We start from the raw sequence: 22132 nt of genomic DNA, 5'->3' as shown, positions 1-22132 counted from the left end.
GGGTGCTGCCCCTCGCATTAGTAAAGAGCACGATTAGGCTGAGCGCCCAGGTGAAATTTTAGATGAGCGCCTTTTTTCAGAGTCTTTAAGGGAATTTGCCGATCGGTGTACGAGGCACCGTTGAGCTGGATCGCCTGGATATACGGGTGGTCCGGTGCGTTACCGCTGGTCTCGATGACCAACGGCTCTCTGCCGCCCGTCGCAATCTCAATGCGGTCAAACAGAGGACTTGAGAACTGAAAAGAAGGCGCTGTTTCGACCAGCCCTTTGACATCAAACAGGCCGATCGCGGCCATCACGTACCATGCCCCCAGCTGCCCTTGGTCTTCGTCCTGACCGTAGCCGTACCCATGGATCTCTTCTGTGCCATAAAATTGGTTGCAAATTTCTCGCACCCATTTCTGCGTGAGCCAGGGATGATCGGTGAAGTTAAACAACCAGGGAATGTGCAAGTTAGGCTGGTTCCCCTGGTTGTAGAGGTACGTTAATCCCGCAAAGGCATCGATGTCTTTGCCCCCGAACTCCGTTTTTTCGGACACGGTAAAAACGGAGTCCAGCCGATGCACAAATTTCTCTTCTCCCATGTGAGCAATGAGTCCTTTCGGATCGTGAGGCACATAAAAGGTGTATTGCCAGGCATTGCCCTCCTGAAAGCCGATCCAGGGTGCGTACGGATCGAATTCTTCGATAAACTGGCCGGAAGGCAGTTTGGGTTTTACAAAGTCGGCAGTTTTGTCATAGAGATTTTTCCAGTTTTCGGATAACTGCATCAGCGTCTGGTACTCCTTTTTCTTTCCCAGGGCTTTGGCAAACTGTGCGACCGCATAACTGCTGTAACAGTATTCCAGGGTGTGCGACACGGAGAATCCCGAACCCGACGTGCTGGTATTCCATCCCGGGAGGTAGGCCACGTACCCGTTTTCCACAAACCCCTTCAGGTCGGTTTTGCCCGCGCCTTCGATGCGGTGGGCAAAAGTGACTTCGTTCTTATAGGCCGCCTCAAACGCCAGCTCCACGTCGTAATCTCTGATTCCGCATTGGTAAGCCGAAGCCATGATGAGTCCTACAAAATTGGTCCCCACCCCGGATACAAATTTAGAATTGGCAATGCCATCGCCCAGCCAGCCGGCATTCTTGTAAACGGCCAGTTGGGTTTGCACAAAGTCGTTGTAGTAGTCGGGCCAGACCAACGCCCAGAGTTGGGTCAGGTTCCAGAAAGCGCCCCAGACCGAGTCCGTGTTGTAAAAATTATACGTAGGCGTGCCCGTCTCGTCCAAAGGGATGTGGCCGATGGTGCCATCGTTTTGGGGAAACTGACCGTTCACATCACTGGCCAGCCCTCTGCCCAGCAAAGCATGGAAAAGGCCCGTATAGAATTTAGTCTTGTTCTCGGGGGTGGAGCCGCTGACGCGGATCTTCGAGAGTTCGTTCGTCCAGGTTTGTTGCGCCCGCTGTTTGGCCTGCTGGAAACTCAGGTCCTGGGCTTCGGCTTCCAGGTTCTTTCGGGCATTTTCTACCGACGTGTACGAGAAGCCTACTTTCAGGAGAACGGCTTCCTCCGGCTGGGTCTCAAACCTCAGGTACAGACCGGCCCCTGGTCCGGTTCTACGGGTCTGGCCTTCGTACTGAGTGGCACCCGAAAACGTGCCTACTGCCGTGGGTTTCTTGTCCACAAGGCCGGAGAAATACATGCGTACCTCCCCGCCGGGTTGGTATTTCTTCACGTATTCGGGATAGGTGATCACCCAGCCTTCAATCGTATTGTCCTCCCGGTACGACACGTAGGCATCTTTGACTTTTCCGCTCTCCCCCAACTGGTTGCCCACATCCAGGAGGATGTAGGCACTATCCGTCGCGGGAAACGTGTACTGCTGAAAGCCGACCCTTTTGGTGGCCGTCAGCGCAGCGGTGATGCCGTAATCCTTGAGGACTACCTGATAAAATCCCGGAGCGGCCTGCACGTCTTCTTTGTTGAACCTGGAGCGGTAGCCTTCTTCCGGATGCGCTCGCGGCCCGGGCACCGTTTGCAGCTTGCCGGTCGTAGCCATGAACAGAAAGCCTCCTACCTGAAACTCATGCAGATTGGCAAACCCTTCGATACTTGTATGGCGGGCATCGTAGCCTACGGCCTCCCATCCCTGCTCGTTGCCCTCACTCCCATTGGTCGAAGGTCCTAATTTGGCCATGCCGAAGGGTACCGCTGCCGGGGTGTAGAAAAACCAGCGGCTGTGCGCTGTACCGATGTTGGGGTCTACATAATCGAGTACGGAATGGGGTTCTTCGGTTGCTTCCTGCTGCGGGCCGTTCCAGGCTGGGCCTTTCCAGGCTGGGCCTTTCCAGGCTGGGCCTTTCCAGGCTGACAAACCGAGTAGCGCCACCAAAAGGATTGTGATGCGTTGCATGGGGTTCTTTAGGTTGTTTTTTTAAACAAATACGTGGTACTGAAAACATAGAGCGCACAGATCAGCAGCACGACAAAGCTTGCTGAAACGCCAAACGCTTGGTTGATAAGGCCCATCACCGGTGGGATGACCGCGCCTCCGACCACCGCCATGGTCATTAAGCCGGAAATTTCATTGGCTCGGGCAGGCATTCGGTTGAGCGTGAGCGAGAACACCAGCGGAAACAGGTTTCCCGAAAAAATGCCCATCAGTACGATGCTGGCCATGGCCAAGCCGGAGGTGGGGGCACACATCAAGAAGAGGACACTCAGGGCAGTCAGCACCGCAGACCAGTTCAGAAACCTTGCATTGTCTAGCTTGACGAGCAGCATCGCCCCTGCGAAGCGGCTGATCATCAACGCAAAGAAATACACGCTGATTCCTAAAGAGGCTTTCTCCAGCGAGAGGCCAAACTTCTCGACCAGTAAGTTTTGGATATTCGTGTTCATGCCCACATCCAGCCCCACGATCAGAAAGATGGAAAGGGTCATGAAAAGCACCAACGGGTTTTTCAGCAGGAGGAGACTGGATCTGAACGAAGCGCTTACCTCAGTTTGCGTCTCTGGTATGGGGGTAAGGAGCAGCCACATGCCCAACGCCACCGATACCACGCCGTAGACGAAAAACACCAGTTTCCAGTTTCCAAATTGCGCCACCATCAGGGTGACAATCACTGGACCCAGCAACGAACTGATCGCTTTGACAAACTGCGATAAACTCATGTAACTGGAAAACCTGTGCGTGGCAACCACCTCTTTCAAAAGCGGATTCGAAGCGACCTGGATGATTGTATTGCCGACGCCCAGCAGCAGAAACGAAAAGAGTAGCGTGGTATACGAGTAGTGCAGAAACGGCAGAAACATCCCCACGGCCGTGGCCATCACCCCCAGGATTAGAGCCTTTCGTTTGCCCAGGTGATGCTGAAAAACCGCGACCGGAACCGACAACACAAAAAACCACACAAACACCATGGAAGGGATCAGTTGCGCCAGTTCGGGCGAGAGGTTGAAATCACGTTGGGCATACCCCGTGGAGACGCCGACGATGTCGACAAAACCCATGGCGATGTAGCACATCAACACAGGCAAGGTTTTGCGTATCGGATGAGAGGTGGGTTCGATGGTCAGCATTCCCTGAGGTGTTATATCGTTTTCAACGCGGCGTAATACGGTGTTGCTAAGGCTTCATAATAGGTATCGTCCAACAGCAGCGCAGCGCCCAGCATGGCGGAGTCTTCTCCGAACGTCGAAATATGAATCGCTACCTCCGGCAAGTGAGCGGTCAGCGTAGCTAAAAAATAGGGATGGGCTTTCGCGATGTTGCCGCCAATAATCAACACATCAGCCCTGAATCTGGTGAGAAAAGGGGTTAAAAACCGGCCTAATTCGCGACCGAACCACTCAAATGTCTGTATCGCCGGCTGATCGGTAGGGATACGCTGGCAAATGGCCAACACCCCCTCTACGCGGTGGCCCGAAAGCTCGAAGTATTTTTGTACCAGTCCTCTGGAAGAAAAGACATCATCGGCCAGCGCGTCGCCGTGCCTCTTGTCGTATAGGTACCCTCCTGGTGGGACTTGCTCGCCCTGAATAATGGGGGTGCCATCGATCAGAAAGGAAGCTCCCAGGCCGGTACCCAAGGTGAGCGCCACGTGACGTGCGTAATGACGGGTCTTTCCGACCCGGGCCTCGGCGATTGAAAATGCAGTAGCATCATTGATAAAGCGAACGCGCTGCCCAGGCAGGTTGAGCCTTCCGGACAGCTCTTCCCGGATGTTCGCCTGGTAGAGGGATTCGTACTTGCAAACCCCCTGAAACAGTCCGATGCCGTGGTAATAATCAAAGGGGCCGGGCATGGCGATGCCTACGCCTTGAAAAGGAAGGTGCAAAGACGCGCTCGTTTGACGGATGGCGGCGGCCCAGGTAGCCAGAATCGTTTCTCGGGAAGCCTGAGGATGAACCGGGAGCGTCACATGCGTTTCCGGCAAGAGTGTTTTGTCCAAATGTTCATACATACATGAGGAGACATGACTTCCTCCTATGTCCACACCGATACTTCTCATGATACTAACGGGTGATTTCGATGGTGTAAGCAAACATATCGTTTCGGTAGTACCCTACATTGTACTCCAAAGGGCGACGACCCGGATCTGACACAAATCGCTCCCGAATCAGAATGGGGTCTTCTTTCTTAATCGTAAGTAGGTTGGCAAAAGGCCCCGCTAGTCCGGCCCGAATCTCTTCTCGGGAGATCGCCGGAACGGAATGGTAATCCAACTCTAGAATCTCGTACAAAGGTCTGCTAAAGTCTTCTTCTCCCGTCAGGCCGATGCGTGGTTGAAAGAAGCTTTCGAAATAGACCATCGGCTCTTCCGTCCCTTTCAGTCGGGATAGCTTTAAGACCTTGGTATCGGGATCAATGTTTAAAAAATTGGCAATCTTTTTCTCGACCTTCACCCAACTTACGGCAATCTCCAGATTCTTGAAGGGAATGCCTTTCGAATTCATTTCCTGTGTAAAACTGTGCCATTCGCTCAGGCTGGTGCTGATCTCTTTAGAGGCGACTTTGGTACCCACTCCCTTTTTCCGGTGGATCAATCCCTCATATTCCAGCTTGTTAGCCGCTTGTCTGATCGTGTTGCGAGAGATCCCCAATAGCTTGGAGAGCTCAATCTCTTTGGGCAAAAATGCGCCATTTTTATACTCTGGCTGCTCTATGAGCTTCCGCAACAATTCTTCCACTTGTAAATGCAGTGGAACCGGACTCTGATGATCTATCTTGTACTCCAATGTGATTAACGCTAATCCAGAACCTTGTACCTATGTTCAAACATAGCGTAATGTATAAAGTCTAATTGGCTTTCACAACTAGTTAGCCAACAATACTTGAAGCGAACAAAATAAAGGGTGTTGCCGCTAGTACAAAAATTGCACAATGAACATCCTAGAGGGCAACAGGACCTCTAACTAACCGGCCGCATGCTGATGGAATATATAAGTCGACAGCCGTTAGGGAACGTAATCTTTCTCTTTTGTGCGGTAGTATCGGCAGACCGAATTATACAGACGGAATACACGTTAAGAAAAGAATCGAAGCGCAATTGCGGAAGAAGTATTAAGCACTTCAGCTATACATGTATAGACTTCAATAATAAATAGTGTTAAGGCTTACCCACACGAAGAGCACAATGCTGCCCGCCTACATCCACTTCCAGGAAATACAGTCCAGAAGACTGTGAGGTGAGGTCTACCGTTCGTATATAACTTGGATCGTTATAATGCCATTCTCTCAGCACTTGCCCCAGCGGATTGCGCAGACGAATTTGCTGAATGTTCGTCTTGGCTTCTATCGTTAGCCCTCCTCTGGTGGGATTGGGGTGAACTTTCAAAAATACCGGAGGTATTACCTGCTTGGCGATGGGGGTTGGTAGGTCACCGATCAAAATTGGGCCAGGGTGACTTCCCGCTTCTCCAAAGTCTAAGAACTTGGTAAAATCGCCCTCGGTACTTAGGCTGAACAACGTACCTCTATCTTGATCCCCTCCTATAGAGCAGGTGCCATAGAGAAACCCATCGCTACCTTCTTGTAATGCTGTTTCTGGAAAACCACCATCGGTGACAAGATTTAAATGGTGCAATACTTGAAAGCTATCACCATTGGAACTTATGCTGAATACGGTTCCATTGCCATGGTTGCCCCCCTTGGAACAGGTACCGTAGAGCAAGCCATTTTGGCCCTCGATGAGTTCGGCTTCAGGTTGAATTCCATCCAGTGTGGCTTGTAAGTGACGCAACACTTGAAATTCTTGCCCATCGGTACGGAGTTTAAAAATAGTCCCCCCGTTGTGTTTCCCTCCCTTCGAACAGGTACCGTAAAGATAACCGTCCCTGCCTTCGATCAGACCCGCTTGCGGACCACTTCCGTCCGTAGACGACTGCAAATGATGTATTACTTGAAATCCTTGCCCATCCTCATTTATCTTAAATAGTGTACCACCAAGTTTACTACCGCCACCGGAACATGTTCCGTAGAAGAACCCATTGCTACCCTTTAGTAATCCGGCAAAGGGGCGGGCGCCGTCGAGATTTTCGTCCAGATGCCGAAGCACTCGGAACTGGCTCCCGTCCGCATTCAGGGTAAACACCGTTCCTGCCTGTTGGCTGCCTCCTCCATAGCAGGTGCCATAAAAAAAGCCATGGCTGTCTTCGGTGAGCCCCGCTTGGGGGTAAACGCCGTCGGTTGAAAAATTCAGGTGACGCAGCACCTGGAATGCTGTGCCATCCGGACTTATGCTGAACAACGTTCCGCCAAAGTTATTCCCCCCTGCGGAACATGTGCCGTACAGGAGGCCATCGCTGCCTTTGATAAGCTGCCTCGGCGTCTTTCCATCAGAGACCCCACGAAAACTATACAGGGTTTGAGGAGCGCCTTGCGGATCAATCCTGAAAAGAATACCATCCGCATTACTCCTATCCAGTGCTTCACTAGTTGTGGTACCCCAAATGACAGGTTGTGCTGAAAGCGAAAGACTAATAAGAAACAGAACCCAAAAACAAATGAAGTAACGGTAGGCCATTAGATCTAGGATAGGGTTACAGGAAGGGTATACGCGGTATACTATAGAGATGACCGACGTTTGCAATCGTGAAGATAGGGTAGAAATTAGAAGTAGAATCGAGCTATTCTTCATAAACCTTACTTAAGGCTTGCCGGAATTACGCGAACAAGAGTAAGCTATTTCCCACTCTTTTCTCGGATTTTGCCAGGCTCGGTACCAATCACTGGTTACCGCCCATATCCCCTCCTGTAGCGCGAACGAAGATCACATGCTACCTAACTCTTTGGTTCAACCCATGCTTTTGCTGTCATGCATATGCCAATTGCTAGAGCAAGCGGTAGTACTTGGCTGCAGCCGTGTACGTGCAGCCGCTTATACGCCAAAGGCCTGCTCCCATTAAGTTGGGGCAGGCCTTTGGTCACTCAACAATCCACGCTGCGTTTGTCTGAAGAACTTGTTTAGGCAGCGCTACTGCTTCACAAAGCGCGCATAGCCAATGCCTTCACGGCTGGTACTTTTGATGATATAGACGCTTTGAGTCAGGTGAGATGTCGCGATTCTATTTTCTCCCCTTACCATCTCTTGTCGGGCCATCAGCCTTCCCGTTAGGCTGTAGATCGCAACCTCCCCCGGCTCCGTGGCGTTCAGAACAAGGCAATCGGTCGTCGGATTCGGATAAATTCTGTGTTGGATCGACTGGTAGCGATCCGAAAGGGCCGTAGGTGTATCGGTATACTCAATGGCACCCGCCGTAATCGAAGGGGCGTTCAGGTCCCTGTCGCGCCCAATCTGGTCTTTCTTGCTGTACGGCTTCAGCAAGGCAGCACTTCCAAGCCCCACCAGCACGCTTTGCTCCGACGTAATGTCGTACCAGACCACCCCCGCTGCCGGATCGATGTCGGCCAGGTGTACGTCCCCGGTGTGCAGGTTGGTGGTGGCGCCGGTGGCCTCCGTCAACCCTTCCATCAGGGGGGCATAGTAGGAGTTGCGCACTGAGATGGTAGCGGGGGCAGTGCCGGTCGCAATAGGAGCGTCGCCGTTGTCTACGAAGACGGAATTCATCACGTTGTACTGTGATTCGGCCTGATTCAGGAAAAGCGCCCCCCCGTTGGCGGCAGTGTTGCCCACAAATGTGCAGTTGACCAGCGTGGTGGTCGACTCTCCTGCCCCGTTCCACATCCAGATGGCGCCTCCGTTGTCGAACGCCGAGTTTTCTGAAAAGGTACAGTTGATCACTTGCGGCGAGACCGTCTCCAGTCCAATCGCCCCACCGTGGTTTTCGCTTTCGTTCTGAATGAAGGCGCAGTTCTCAAGGATCTGCTCGCCTTCGTTTGCGCCCTGCGCGTAGAACAGCGCGCCCCCCTTCGCATCCGGATTGAAAACGCCGCATTTATTATTCATAAACACGCATCCTTCAAAGATGGTGGTCGTGTTGTTGGTTTCGATGAAGGCCACACCGCCGTTCTGGCTGGATTCGTTCTCCATAAACACCGTGTTGTAGGCTTCTAACGTTGCACCGCTGGTAACACGGATGGCGCCGGCGTGTGCCAGGGATTTAGCACCTCGCAGCGTATCGCTGCGCAGGATCAGGGTCGGTCCGTTGAAAAGGGTAAACATAGCGCCCCAGTCTTCGTTCTCCAGCTCGGCCCCGACCAGCGTCAGATTTTCGAATACGGTTTCGCCGGCGGCTTCCAGTACAAAGCGCGCCCCATCGGCCAGGGTAATGCGGGCGCCGGGTGTCGTACCCCGGAACGTGCGGATGCCGCTGGCATGGGCCAGTCCCACCTGCTCCTCTAACGAGACGGTGCCGGCAATTTCGATGACGTCGCCGCTGACCGATGCACCAATGGCTTCGGAGAGGGTGGCATAGCTGGTCCCGTTGATCGTGATCTGGGCGTACAGACTGGCCGGGAAAAGCAGCAGAAGGCAAAAAAGGAATTGTTTTTTCATGGTTTTATCGCGTTATGAAGTTGTGGTAGTTTACTTGGTGGAATGCGCCTGTAGCGGCCCAAGGACCTAAAGCGGCTAGGGTACTATCAGCTTTTTGTAGATCGTTTTCCCGCCCGGAAGGCTGATGTGCACCTGGTATACGCCGGCAGACAGGGCGTGCAGCGGAAGCTCCATGCGTGGAACCACCACCTCGTCTGCCAAAATCAACCGATGGGATGCGTCGTAGAGGCGTAGTCGGCAGCCTCGGCCCAGCCCTTCCGTGTGTAAGGTGACGGACCCACCCACCGCAGGATTCGGGTAGAGGAGCAATGTATCGGGAAGAAGGGCCGGAGCCGAGGTGACCGTCGCTTCTTCCAGGTGAAGGTAATTGAGGTTGAAAGCGCCCTCGCCCATCTTCAGCAGCATGTACTGCCTGCCTTTTTGCAAGGTCACTTCCTGCTGCAGCGTGGTATACGTTTGCCAGCCGCCCGTAATGGGAATCTCTATTTTGCCGGAGGCATTCTCCCCGTTGAAGGCCACTTGCAGCGAGCTTCCCTCTTCTGAAGCCACCCGCAGTTCCAGCCTGTAAGTAGCCGTAGCGGCCACGTCGACTGTATACTCGAGCCACTCGCCGCCACTTAGCCAGCCCACATTGTAGCCTCCCTCCCCGCAGGTTTCCACATCCACAAACTCGTCAGGTCGGTACTGCCCGCCGTGGTTGGTCGAGTCGCTGTCGCTGTACGCAATGGCCTGCCCTCCTTCGTCGTAATCTTCGGACTCTATCCGGCCCGGTATCGGCCAGGGCACACCGCCGTAAGGCGTGCCGTGCCCTTTTGTCGGGATGACTTTCTGTAAGGTGCCGTCCGGGTGGTACGCCAGCGTATCTACACAGATCGAGCGCAGCCAATCGTTGCCCGACAGGGCACTGGTGTGGTAAAACGCATACCACTGGCCTTTGTATTCCACAATGGACCCGTGGTTGGTGTAGCTGTCGGTCGGGTCCATGTAAATGCCCTGGTAGGTCCAGGGACCCAGGGGGCGGCTGCTCGTGGCATAGCGCAGGCGGTTGTGTTCCGTCCCGGTATCGTGGTTGTCAGCATAAGAAAGGTAATAGAGGCCGTTTCGCTTGTGTACCCAGGTCGCTTCGTGGAAATCGACCAGCCCCTCCATCGGTTGCATGGCCCCGTCGATTTCCATCATGTTGTCGCGGAGTTTCCCGCCCTGGCAGACGCCACCCCCTCCGTAATAAAAGTACGCTTGCCCGTCGTCGTCGGTGAATACACACGGATCAATGTGCGATTCCAGACCGGGGAGGTAGCCCTGTACGGTAAAACCGCTGGCGGGCTGACTGCTGGTAGCCACCCCGATTTTCCAGGTAGAATTCCAAGCGGTTCCACTCGGATGCGGAAAGTAGAAGTAGTAGAGGCCGTTTTTATAGGCACAATCGGGCGCCCACATAAAGCCCCCTTCTGCCCGGCCCCACGGCACGTCGGCCGAGCGAAGGATTTCTCCGTGGTCCACCCAGTCCACCATGTTGTCGGTAGAAAACACGTGGTACTGATCCATTTTGTCTGCTCCCCGGGGGGGCGCCAGGTCGTGGGAGGAGTACACGTACAGGCGGCCGTCTTCCCAAACGTGCGCCGAAGGATCGGCGGTAAACAGATGCCGGATAAACGGGTTGGCCGGCCGCGTAGCGACACTGTCTTGTGCAACCAGGCTGGCGGAGAGAAGCAGCAACACGCCGAGTGTACTAACGGTGATTTTCATGCGTTCAGGAGCTGAGGAATGGTAAATGGAATCAAATCAGAGGGCCGCCCAAAGGCCGCTTCAGGGCGCCTGACGCGGTGGGCTCCGCTCGGGCATGGCCTCCGTCAGGGGAACTTCCCGGCGCAGCATTCGGGCGGCTTGTCCCGTCAGGTAGAGGTAGTGGTCGCTGGGCATGCCGTCGTTACCCATGAAGTGCGCCTTCTCCGAATTCGGTGGGCGATCCGACACTTTGAAGATGGCCGTTCCCTCGTCTACTTCGTCGAACATGGCGACGTAGAGCATCGGCGCACCGGCCGTGAGGGCGGCGTGGATCTGGTCCCAGAAGAAAGAGCCCCGCAGCCGGGGAATTGCGCCGTAGGCCGTATGGGCGGCCAGGCCGGGACTGGAGAGCGCCAGGTTCTGCCAGCTAAAGCCCGGATATACCACGGGTACGTAGTCTACACCCCGTGCTTTGCACCAGGCGATGTCCTCGCGCACCTGATCGGCATAGCGTCCTTTGTCGTTGTGCAACAGGGGCGTAAAACGCTGGACCATCCACGGCATCACGATGTCGACCGAGGCAATCAGTTCGTGCAAGTAAGGATCGGGCACACAGTCTTTGTTCAGGGTTCGGAAATAGGTAGGCACGCCCAGCATGACCGAACAGCCGCCATAGACCGGATCGTTTTTCAGGAAATCGATGAGGCGATTCACGCCTATGTCGCGCAGGTTGTAGGGGCGGTCCGGAAACCCGACGCCCCAAATCACCACCAGGGGTTTGCCGCGGTGAAACAGGTACTGCTGACGCTTGCCGTACCGGGTCACATGCAGGCGGTCTACCAGCATTTTCCAGTCTTCCATCACGGACGAGCAGTCTTCTCCACGCTGCCGGAGCCCTGACAGGTCGTACATCACGGCCAGCGCACGGTCGTGTTTCCCGGCCGCTTCCAGGGCATGCTGCAGAATGATATCTTCGGGCTTATCGGGTTGCGCGTGCTGGCGCGTCACGCCAAAAAAGCGCTGCATAAAGACGCCGTCAATGCCGTAGTCCGCCATCCATTTGAAATGCAGATCGGTCGTGCTTTCGTCGAGCGAACTGAACACCCGGGCAGGTGTGCCGTCGGCCTCCTTGAAGTCGGTTGCGTAGGTCGTGGTGTACTCCGACACGTCGGGCCAGAAATCGATGGTGTTGTGTTCAGGATCGAACTTTCCGTCGCGTCCGTAATGCCCCCACTGGTTTCCGGAGCCATCTCCGGGCGCCCGAAACCAGCCCTGGTAACCGGCCATGACCCGCCCCTGGTAGCTGGCGTACGTTCCTGCTTTTCCGTGTCGGGTCTGGGCGGGGCAGACCGCCGGCAGAAGCCCGCAAAGGGTGACGATAAGAAATGTGATTCGCATGGCGTTATGTTTTCAATCTGCAGTGGGGACCGGTGACAACTCCGCCTCATTCCACCGTTGCGCCGGAGTAGCCCCCATGGTCAACTCAAGCGTTCCGCCGTTCCGAAGGGCGTCGTGGGTGAAGAAAGGCGTCGGCAGAGGTTGTCCGTTCAGCGTCGCCGATTGGATGAATTTATGGGCGGGGCGATTGCCCTGCGTGGTGATGGTAAAGGTCTTCCCGTTTTCCAGGTGCAGCCGCACTTCGTCGAACAGCGGGCGCCCAATGGAATACTGGCCCGTTCCCGGACAAAATGAGTAGAACCCCATGGCGTTGAGCAGGTACCAGGCCGACATCTGCCCACAGTCCTCGTTGCCCGACAGCCCGTTGGGATCGTTGAAGTAGAGCGAGGTCAGGATGCTGTCGGTCAGCTGCTGGGTTTTCCAAGAGGCCCCGACAAAGTTGTAGAGGTGAGCAATGTGGTGGCTGGGCTCGTTGCCGTGTGCATACTGCCCGATCAGGCCCGAGATATCGGCGGAGCTTTCTTCTCCTTCAATTTCGGAGCTGATGGTAAAAAGAGAATCGAGCTTGGTCTGGAACGCCGAAGCCCCGCCCATCAACGTGATGAGTCCCGGCACGTCGTGCGGCACAAACCAGGTCCACTGCCAAGCGTTGCCTTCGGTGTAGTCGTCGCGGCGGTGCCTGGAAAAGCGCGGGCTGAACGGCGTACGCCAGCGGCCGTCGGCATTTTTGCCCCGCATAAAACCGGTCTCCCGGTCAAAATAACGCTGGTAGCGCGTGGACCGCTCCGCGAACCGGGCGTAGTCGTCCGTTTTCCCCAACGCCTTGGCCATCTGAGCGATGCACCAGTCGTTGTAGGCAAACTCCAAAGCTTTCGAGATCGATTCGTTCTCCCGATCGGCCGGAATGTACCCCCAGATTTCGTTGTAATGCTTGGCCCGCGGCTTGATCTTCTCCTTCACCGCTTCGGAGGGGAAGCGGATGCCGGACGTATCGTAGAGGGCCGCCTGCACCATCGCCCGGTAGGCGGTTTCCACATCGAATCCCCGGATTCCTTTCTGGTACGCATCGTATATTACCGGAATGGCGTGGTCGCCTGTCATGGTGCCGGTGTAGTTGGCGGCCAGCTCCCACTTGGGCAGCACTCCACCCTCCTCGTATTTCGCCAACAGCGAGTTGATGAAAAGTTCGTCCTGAGCCGGTGACAGGATGGTTTGCAGCGGATGAAACGCGCGGAACGTGTCCCACAGGGAAAAGACGGTGTACATCGGCTTGCCGTCCGTCTGGTGAATCTGCTGGTCCATGCCACGGTACCGCCCATCCACATCGGAAAATACGTTGGGACTGATGGCGGTGTGGTACAGCGCGGTGTAGAAGATGGTGCGCTGGTCCGCAGAGCCGCCTTCCACGTCCACCTTGCTCAACTGCGTTTCCCAGGCCGTAGCCGCCGCCGCGCGGGTAGCCTCAAAATCCCAGTCGGTAAGCTCAGATTCCAGGTTTCGACGCGCGCCCGCGGAATCGACCGCCGAAAGCCCGACCTGCACCAGCAAGGGCTCCTCTGCCGCCGCAAAGGTCAGAACCGCCTGCGCGTTTGTGCTGCGCACATGTCCCGAGTCTTTTACTTTTTCTCCTTGCACAAAGAGCTGATAGGAGAACGGCGTATTGAACCGGGCGTAGAAATATACATGATGTTCTTGCGCCCATCCCTGGGTTTGCTTGTAGCCGATGATCTCCCGATCGCTGATCACCCGAAACTCGTTCACCGGATTCTGATGCCCGTGGATCGTGTGCGCCAGGTCGATGATCAGGTGACGCTCCGCCTCCGCAGGAAACGTATAGCGATGAAACCCAGCGCGCACCGTGGCGGTCAGTTCGGCCCGGATGTCGTAGTCTGCCAGCCGCACACGGTAGTAGCCGGGCGAGGCCTCTTCCTCCTGATGGCTGAACCGCGAGCGATAGCCAGCGTCGGGATTCTCCGGAGTACCTGGTGTTACTTTCACCGCGCCGGTAGAGGGCATGAAGAGCACATCGCCGTAGTCGCCGATGCCCGTCCCACTCAGGTGGGTATGGCTAAACCCCAGCATCGAGCTGTCGGAATGGTGATAGCCCCCGCAGGCGTCCCACCCCAACGTCCGGGTATCGGGGCTCAGTTGCACCATGCCGTAGGGGCGAGTTGCGCCCGGAAAGGTATGCCCATGCCCGCCGGTGCCAATAAACGGGTTGACGTAGGCGGTAGGAGCCGTGCGCTCGACGGGCAGTTCGGCGACGCGTGGTGTCACCCCCGTACAGGCCGGCAACAGAAGCACCAGCAGCAGCGGTAACAGCGAATTCATAGACATGGGCAGGTTCAAACAAGTGATGTACACATCGGTTTTAGAGGTATTGACCAGGGCCAAGGCCAAACGGGGGCCGTTCATCCACCGGCGGACGGCAGACTTCCACAACCAAATCATAAGGATCGTGCCGGGACTTTCGTGTTCGAAGATTACCGGCTGGGTCTTCGGATGCCGTAGCCGGATTCGCCGTGGAACCAGCGCGCGCCCTGCCCCACCAACCAGAGGTAATGATCGGTGGGCAGTCCGTCTTCGACGCCCACAAATTTCAGCCCCCCGTCGCCGTTGAGCGGCGTGTTGCTTTCGTTGCTCACTTTGTAAATGGCGGTTCCCTCATCAATCTCGTCGAACATCGCTACGTACAACGACTTGGCGCCTTCGGTCTTGGCCCCGGCGATCTGCTTCCACAGGAAATCTCCTTCGAGCCGCGGAATCGCGTTGTAGAGGCTGGGATCGTTGTGCATGTTGGCCCAGCTAAAACCCGGAAATACCAGCGGTACGTAGTCAACGCCGTGCTGCTCGCACCACTTCTGGTCTGCTGCCACGTTGTTCGGGTTGTAGCCATGGCTGTCGTAACGTCCTACGGCCCAGGGCATGATGAGGTCCACCTTGCGAATCAGGTCGTGTAGCGCCGGGTTGTTTTCCGTATCGGCCCCAAAGGTGCGCCAGTAGTAAGGCACGCCGAGCATGATGGAGACCTGCCGGGTGGCCAGGAGTTTGTCGACCAGGGCGCTGACGTCGGCAATGCTATAAGCCCGGTTGTCGTTAAATCCTACTCCCCAGATGGTCACCAGCGGTTTGCCATTGTGCCGCAGGTAGGTAGGATGCACCTTGCTATCCAGGAGGTTGAAGGTAGAGACCAGCTCGTTCCAGTCTTCTTCCAGGTAGGCGACGTCGGCGCTGGAGCTACCGCTCAGGTCGTACATGACGCTGATGGCGCGTTCATACGTCCGGGCGGCCTTCAGCGCATTGTCGAGCACTTTGTTAAAATGGCGCTTGCCGCGTGCATTGGTGGGTTTGATCTCCCCCACAAACCGCTGCATGTGCACCCCATCCAGACCGTACTCCTGCATCCATTTGAAGTGCAGGTCGACCGAAGCTTCGTCGTAGGGGCTGTACAGGTAGGCGCTTGAGCCGTCTGCGTAGGCAAACGGGGTCTCGTACTTTACAGTATACTCGCTCATGTCGGGCCACATGTCGATGGTAGAGCAGCCCGGCTGAAATCCGCAGCCCCCTTTTTCATAGTGGTACCACCCGCGGTTCGAGGCATCGCCCCGGGCGGCAAACCAGCCCTGATAGCCCGCCATCACCAGGCCGGTATACGCAGGGTATTTTACGTTCGGGTCGGCAAGGGTATCGTCCGTATGTACCGAGTCGACAGGCAATGGGTCGGGCGTAGGCGCGGGTACGGGCTCGTTCCCGCACCCCGCCAAAGCCACCACCAAATAGAATACTGTGTAAAGTTTGAAGTCTCGCATGCTTGCATAAGGTTCGTAATGACAGGCTCCTGCCGGGAGGCTGCACGGTTGCGGAATGTGATCAGAACGCGGGGCCGGTTTAGTAGTCGACCGCGACGGCCGGAGCGTAATTGTATTTCGCCTCGGGCACATCGATCAGCGCACCGATCCTGAAAAAGTACGTGGTGCCGCTTTCGAGCGGCGTGGTCGACAAGTCCATCTCGAGCGTAAACACCTGATTGGGATCGACCGCGGTGCTGACATTCTGCTCCTCTTTCTCCAGGTGCATGGGCTCGCCCACGTGCGGGTCGGGGTGGGCGTACAGTCCCACTTTCAGCACGTTGCTTACGCTCGTCTGCTCCAGCTTGAAGGTGGCCGTGACCAGGTCGCCTTCGCGTGTAATCGTGGCCTCCTTCACGCGGATGTAGGGCGTTACCAAAAAGTTTAATTCGGTCTGGCCCTCGATCTTGACCTCCTGGGCCTCTACCACCTTGAAGTTGCCCCGGACGGGTTGTACGGTATAGGTATTGGCAAACAGACGCGTGTTGGCGTAGCTCCCGTCGTTTTTCACGATGAGGTACTGAGGCGTTACCGGATCGTACCCGTGTTCGATGAGTTCGATTACCGTACCGCGAATGATGTCCTGCTCTACCGGTTCGCCCGTGGCTTCGTCGATAAACCGACCGTACAGACCCGCCGTTGGCGGATCGTAGTTATCCAGTTGGTTGAGTTCGCAGGAAGTGAAAAGGGCCAGCCCCGCAAAGAGCAGCAGAACGGAGAAGATTTTCATGTTCGTATCGATAATAGGTGGTCAGGTCGAGGTTAGTACTGCGGATTTTGGACCAGTCCGTTGCCGCCGATGCCCTGGATGGGGCGGTAATAATCCTTATTCTGGAAAGTCTGCGGTACGTAGTTGGCGACCTGAGCTCTGACAAACATGTATTTGGGCGTCTCGGTCCGCAGGTCCAGCACGGGCAACAGGGCGTGTTTCATGCGGTTGTTGAACTCGAGATGGTACTCCCGGCGCCGCATCAAGTCCCACAAACGCTTGTTTTCGAAGGCGAGCTCCACGGTGCGCTCCCGCATCACGTTGGCTGAGGTTAGCTCGATGGCGGTGGTATGACCGGCCCGTCGGCGCACAGCGTTTAGGGCGTCGCGTGCGATTGCCGCATCGCCCAGCCCACTTTCTACCACGGCTTCGGCATAGTTCAGCAGGATTTCGGCATAGCGGAATTCGAGCCAGTCGGTGGTGCTTTGGTTCCACCCCGGCACAATCGGATTGGTGGTCATGAATTTTTTGAAGGAGAACCCCGTCTTGGTGTTGTTGCCCCCGTAGGGATCGAAGCCCGAGTAGAGGTTGGGCGTGGCGCCGCCGTACGTGTAGTACGTAACGCCATTGACGTCGGTCTTGGCCCGGGAGAGGAGGCGGGCCGTTCCGTCTGGCGCAACGTAACCGGCCTGGATGATGATGTCCAACCCTTTCCACGTCGAGCCGGGCAGCACCACCGTTGCTTTCAGGCGGGCGTCTTTGCCTTCGAAAATGGCCTGCGGATCGTCGAACGTAAGATAGGTTCTGGACGCATCGAAACCGCCATAGTCGGCCGTGTTGCCGTCTTCGGTAGTGACGATGGGGGCACTCTGGCCGGGTGTATCGTACCGTTCGTACGCATCGACCAGATCGAGTGTTGGGTTCATCCGACCCGGGTGGGGCCAACCGTTGGCGACTTGCGCCGGCTGAAACCAGATGTCGTAGTTATGCCCGTAGTCGTTGCCCACCAGCGTCCGTCCCTTGATAAAAATCGCTTCCGTTCCAACGACGCGGTTCGGGTCTTCAAACATCAGCCGGTAGTTTTCCCCGGCTTCGTCGGGGGTGGCGGGCGTGGCGCCGTAGAGCGAAAACCTGCCGGATTCCATCAGCGCCCGCGATGCGTCGAGCGAGGCTTGGTAATAACCCGCCGCCAGGCTTTCGTTCAGGCCAATCAGGCCCTGTTCAACGGCCGTGCCCGACAGCGGCGCCCGGCTCCCGAATTTGGCGATAGAAGCCGCATGCAGCGCTACCCGCGACTTCAGTGCATAGGCCGTCCACTTGGTGGCCCGCCGGGGATTGAGGTCTTCGCCAAGCTTGGCAATGGCCACGTCACACTCGGCCAGTACAAAATCCCAGGTCGCCTGTTCGGTGCTGCGCGGCACTTTCAGCGCCTCGACGTCGCCCTCGAAGGTTTGTTGTGTGGTGATGAGGGGAACGCCGCCGTAGCGTTTCACCAGCGCGAAGTAGCAAAACGCCCGCAGAAAGGAGGCTTCGCCCAGGTAAGCATCGCGCTCTTCGTCCGTGATGTCGAGGGTGGGAATTACCTCAAACAGCAGGTTGACGTCGCGGATCACCCGGTAGCCCTGGTCTTTGCCGTCCTGGGTGTCCCACCAGCGCAAATCTTCGTTGGCCAGAAAGTCGGCCCGCTCGCTGTGCACCGCTTCGTCGGTCAGCATGGCCGACACAAAGCCTCCGTTGTTGGGATCGCCGACGTTGTAGTTAAACCCGTTTTTAGGAAAGAAGGTAAAGTCCTCGATCGGCAACTGGTAATAGAGGTTGGCCATGTAAAGCTTGGTTCCTTCCGGATCGCCAAACAAATCGTCGGCCGTAATGCGGTCCAGGGGCTGCAAGTCCAGCACATCGGCACAACGGGTCGATAACAGGGCAAAAATCAGGAGGAGGTAGAGTCGTCGTGATTGCATTTCAGTTCGGGTTAGAAGCTGACGTTTACGCCGAAATTGTAAGTCTTGGTCACAGGATAGGTGAAGCCTGCCGAGTTGAACCCGGGGGCGTTGGGGTCGCCGAGGCCCTCCAGTTTTTCAGGATCGAACGGCTTGACGAAGGGGTCCGCAAAGGTGTAGAGGTTGAATCCACTGGCGTAGACGCGCAAGGTCTGGATGCCTAGTTTCTTCAGAAACGGGAAGGGCAGGGTGTAGCCCAGTTCTACACTTTTGAGCCGCACGTAGGTGGCGTCTCTACGCCACACGGAGCTTTCTGCGTACATTCTGCCGACACTTTCGACGGTGCGCGAGGCCGGCCAGGTACCGGCAATCCATTCGCTGTCCGGATTATAAGGATCGGCTTTCCGCCACCGGTCGAAAAAGTAGGCGGGCGTGTTGCCCCGGAAGGCAAACATCTCTGCGTATACTTCCGTGAACCGGAGGGTATACTTGGCCGCGCCCTGAAAGAGGATGTTGAGGTCCAGCCCCTTCCAGGAGGCATTCAGGTTCAGGCCGTAGTGCATTTTAGGCGTGCGGTCGTAGAAGATAGGCGCTTCGTCCTGCCCGTCGATCACGCCGTCGTTGTTCAGGTCCAGGTAGCGGAAATCGCCGGGCAGCTCCCGGCGGATGTTGCCCTGGTCGCCGTTCTGCATCGGCGCGTAGAGGAGCTCTTCCTCGCTCTGGAACTGGCCCAGGTAGGTGTATCCCCATGCCAGATCGTTCCACCGGTTTTCGGCCCCGTTGCGGTACCGGTCCCAGCTGTTGGTGAACGCGCCGCGCTCTACGTGCAGGTTGCGGGTCCGCGCGAAGTTGAAGTTGCCGGAAATGTTGTACACAAACCCCCGAACGGCGTTCCGGTGCGAGAGCGTAAACTCAAACCCCTGTGTCTGGTTGCTGTTCAGGTTCTCTTCCGGCAACGTGCTGCCAAACGTGTTGGGCAGCGAAACATCGCGCCCGGCCGGAATGCCCTGCAACACACGCTGATAGGCGTCGGCTTCCAGGGTCAGTTTATTTTGCCACAGGCCCAGGTCGATGCCAATATCCGTTTGCCGGGCCGTCACCCAGCTGAGCTTCTCATTGACGATCAGCGGCGCGCTCACGCCGGTGGTCAGCGCTCCTTCTTCAAATTCGTACGAGCCGCCGCTACCGATCACGAACCCGGGAATGTACTGGTAGGGCGCTCCCCAGGGCTGCCCCACCAGGCCGAAGGAGCCGCGCAGTTTCAGGTTGGAAATAAGGGGCAGGTTCTGCATGAAATTTTCCTCCGACATGCGCCAGCCTGCCGTAGCTACCGGAAAGAAGCCCCAGCGGTTGCTAGGTGCGTAGGCGTAGGTTCCCATGTGACGAAACGCGAACTCTGCCAGGTACTTGCCCTTGAAATCGTAGTTCAGGCGACCGATGTACGAGAGGCTGGCGGTCTGGTTTTCCAGGCCGTCGTTTTCCATGCGCTGGCGGTCCGCAAACCGAATCTGGTCTTTGGTGTAAAAGCCGCTGTAATAGCGCGTCAGGTTTGACCACCGGTCGTTCCACTGCTGCTGTTCGACCACAACCACGGCGTTTACGTGGTGGGCTTGCCGAAACTGGCGCTCGTAGGTCACATACCCCTGCAGGGTCAGTTGGTTGTTGTTGCTGTTGTAGTTGCTGAGGTTGCCGGTGCCGACCCGTTGCGGGACAAGGTCGTACGCATCTTCGGTTGCGTCGTAGAGGTAAAGGTTGTAGGGTTTGTGGAGTCCTTTCGACTGGTAATTGTTGGCGTCGTAGGCCGCGACTCCTTTCAGCGAAAGACCCGGCAGGAAGGGAACCGCGTACGTCAGGGCAAACGAAGACTGAAAGTTGCGCGTGGTGTTTTCGTTAAAGCCGGTCCGGTCCCGCTCGGCCAGGGCGACCGGATTCTGAGTAGAAAGCACGGTGGTCGGATACAGCGGGTTGTTGTTGGCGTAGGCCGCCTCGGTGGGAAGAGTAGTGCGCGTCCCCTTAAAAATGTTAAAGAAGTTTTCGCCGGGTTCCCACTTTTCGTCGTACCGCCCGGCGAGGAGCAGCTGCGCCTCCAGGTGGTTGGTCAGTTGGGTGGTCAGGTTGGCCCGCAGGTTGTAGCGCTTGTACCCCATGTCCTCGCTTTTCAGCAAGCCGCCTTCGCGCACGTGCCCGAAGCTCACAAAATAATTGGTCCGTTCGTTCCCCCCCGAAGCCGACAGGTTATGTTGCATCTGGGTAGCGTAACGCTTCATCGTCAGCCCATACCAGTCTGTGCCCTCGTAGCCCGGTGCACGGTTAATGTAGTTCTGAAGTTCTTCTTGCGTGTAGTAGGGCTGCCCCCCTACTTTGAAAATCTGCGCATCGTTGTACATCTGTACGTACTGAGCGGCGCTGGCCATTTCTGGCATGTCGGTGGGCGTTACGGCACCGTACACCGTGCTGTAGTTGAACGAGGGTTTCTCAGTCTTGCCCTTTTTGGTTGTCACCAGAATTACTCCGTTCGCCGCGCCGAGGCCGTAGATCGCAGCGGAGGCATCTTTCAGGATGGAAATGCTCTCGATGTCTTCCGGATTGATCCGCTGAAACTCTCCACCCCCTTCGCGGCGAATGCCGTCGATCACGTAGATAGGCTCCCCAAACCCGCGGATGTTGATGGAGTTGTTGAAGTCGCCGGGCTGCCCTGAATTCTGGCGGATTTGCAAACCCGCGACCTTCCCCTGAAGCTTCTGCGCCAGGCTGTTGTGCGTTGTGGTTTGGATTTCTTCGTTCGTGATCTGCGCTACGGCCGCCGTCAGGCTCTCTTTCTTCTGCGTGCCATAGCCCACCACCACCACTTCCGAAAGCGCCTGCACGTTATCTTTTAACGTGACGTCTAGCGTGCTCTGGTTGGCCACCGTCACCTCCTGGGTTTCGTACCCCACAGCACTGAACACCAACACGGCCCCCGCCTGAATAGTAAGCGAGAAACGCCCGTCTACATCGGTAATGGTGCCGTTTTGCGTCCCTTTTTCCAGGACGTTCACGCCGGGAATCCCCTCGCCGGCTTCATCTGCTACGTGTCCGGATACGTCCACCGCCGCCCGGGTACTCAAGCGGGTATGCAGGCGGGGTTGTGCGGCCGCCACCCGCGTTTGGTCTGGCGTAACAAATCCGGGAGGATGCGGGGCCAGTAGGCCCGAATTGCCGGAGGTGTTGGGCTTGGTCAGCAGCAGATACACGTTGGGCTTTACCTTTTTGAACTGCAACGGCAAGGCGCGCAGCAGTTGCTGCAGGTCTTCTTCGGCCGAGAGGTAGGTTTGCACGCCCTGTTCTACCTTCACGAGGTGGTCTTTCACCAGCTCGGTTTCATAGACAATCGAAATCTGATAGCGCTTTTCCAGACTGCGAAGGGCATTTTCCAGCGAGATCTGCTGTACCTGGCTGAGGGTGGTGGGCGGCGTCGTGAGCGTCGCGAGGTGCTGCGCGGAGACGGGCGGACCGCCGCAAAGGCACAACACGATCCCCCAGACCCAACCCCGTGGGTAGGTCCTGTACAAGTTGGTCATAAA

13 protein-coding genes are annotated in these 22132 nt (G+C 56.5%); all 13 read right to left on the bottom strand.

The genetic code is table 11. The annotated features are described in order from the left end of the window. Positions 1-17: 17 nt before the first annotated feature. The 13 genes from BLR44_RS25980 to BLR44_RS25920 all read right to left on the bottom strand — a co-directional run bounded on the left by BLR44_RS25980 (position 18) and on the right by BLR44_RS25920 (position 22129). Positions 18-2402: a GH92 family glycosyl hydrolase gene (locus BLR44_RS25980; protein ID WP_089687949.1), complete on the bottom strand. Its 2385-nt coding sequence runs from the start codon at positions 2400-2402 to the stop codon at positions 18-20. 8 nt (positions 2403-2410) lie between these two features. Further along, on the bottom strand, positions 2411-3571 hold the full coding sequence (locus BLR44_RS25975; protein ID WP_089687946.1) for an MFS transporter: 1161 nt from the start codon (positions 3569-3571) through the stop codon (positions 2411-2413). 11 nt (positions 3572-3582) lie between these two features. After that, positions 3583-4503 carry an ROK family protein gene (locus BLR44_RS25970; RefSeq protein WP_089687943.1) on the bottom strand — a complete coding sequence of 307 codons (921 nt, stop codon included), beginning with the start codon at positions 4501-4503 and terminating at the stop codon, positions 3583-3585. Positions 4504-4507: 4 nt separating this feature from the next. Beyond that, on the bottom strand, positions 4508-5182 hold the full coding sequence (locus BLR44_RS25965; protein WP_245706177.1) for a GntR family transcriptional regulator: 675 nt from the start codon (positions 5180-5182) through the stop codon (positions 4508-4510). Positions 5183-5601: 419 nt separating this feature from the next. After that, positions 5602-7017 carry a choice-of-anchor tandem repeat GloVer-containing protein gene (locus tag BLR44_RS25960; protein ID WP_089687938.1) on the bottom strand — a complete coding sequence of 472 codons (1416 nt, stop codon included), beginning with the start codon at positions 7015-7017 and terminating at the stop codon, positions 5602-5604. Positions 7018-7467: 450 nt separating this feature from the next. Then, complete coding sequence (locus BLR44_RS25955) at positions 7468-8949, bottom strand: T9SS type A sorting domain-containing protein (RefSeq protein WP_089687935.1); 1482 nt, start codon at positions 8947-8949, stop codon at positions 7468-7470. A 75-nt stretch (positions 8950-9024) separates the two neighbouring features. Beyond that, positions 9025-10695, bottom strand: a complete 1671-nt coding sequence (locus tag BLR44_RS25950; protein ID WP_089687932.1) for a family 43 glycosylhydrolase — start codon at positions 10693-10695, stop codon at positions 9025-9027. Between the two features lie 60 nt (positions 10696-10755). Continuing rightward, positions 10756-12072 carry a glycoside hydrolase family 99 protein gene (locus BLR44_RS25945; RefSeq protein WP_089687930.1) on the bottom strand — a complete coding sequence of 439 codons (1317 nt, stop codon included), beginning with the start codon at positions 12070-12072 and terminating at the stop codon, positions 10756-10758. 12 nt (positions 12073-12084) lie between these two features. Beyond that, on the bottom strand, positions 12085-14403 hold the full coding sequence (locus BLR44_RS25940) for a GH92 family glycosyl hydrolase (protein WP_089687999.1): 2319 nt from the start codon (positions 14401-14403) through the stop codon (positions 12085-12087). A gap of 152 nt (positions 14404-14555) precedes the next feature. After that, on the bottom strand, positions 14556-15881 hold the full coding sequence (locus BLR44_RS25935; protein ID WP_089687928.1) for a glycoside hydrolase family 99 protein: 1326 nt from the start codon (positions 15879-15881) through the stop codon (positions 14556-14558). A 79-nt stretch (positions 15882-15960) separates the two neighbouring features. Continuing rightward, positions 15961-16650 carry a DUF3823 domain-containing protein gene (locus BLR44_RS25930; protein ID WP_218127194.1) on the bottom strand — a complete coding sequence of 230 codons (690 nt, stop codon included), beginning with the start codon at positions 16648-16650 and terminating at the stop codon, positions 15961-15963. 32 nt (positions 16651-16682) lie between these two features. Continuing rightward, complete coding sequence (locus BLR44_RS25925; protein WP_089687925.1) at positions 16683-18590, bottom strand: RagB/SusD family nutrient uptake outer membrane protein; 1908 nt, start codon at positions 18588-18590, stop codon at positions 16683-16685. Between the two features lie 11 nt (positions 18591-18601). After that, entirely contained in the window at positions 18602-22129 is a 3528-nt protein-coding gene (locus BLR44_RS25920; protein WP_089687922.1) for a SusC/RagA family TonB-linked outer membrane protein, read from the bottom strand. Between the last annotated feature and the right edge of the window lie 3 nt (positions 22130-22132).

This window comes from Catalinimonas alkaloidigena (assembly GCF_900100765.1).
Classification (GTDB): domain Bacteria; phylum Bacteroidota; class Bacteroidia; order Cytophagales; family Flexibacteraceae; genus Mooreia; species Mooreia alkaloidigena.
This window is presented reverse-complemented; position numbering and strand designations above follow the sequence as displayed.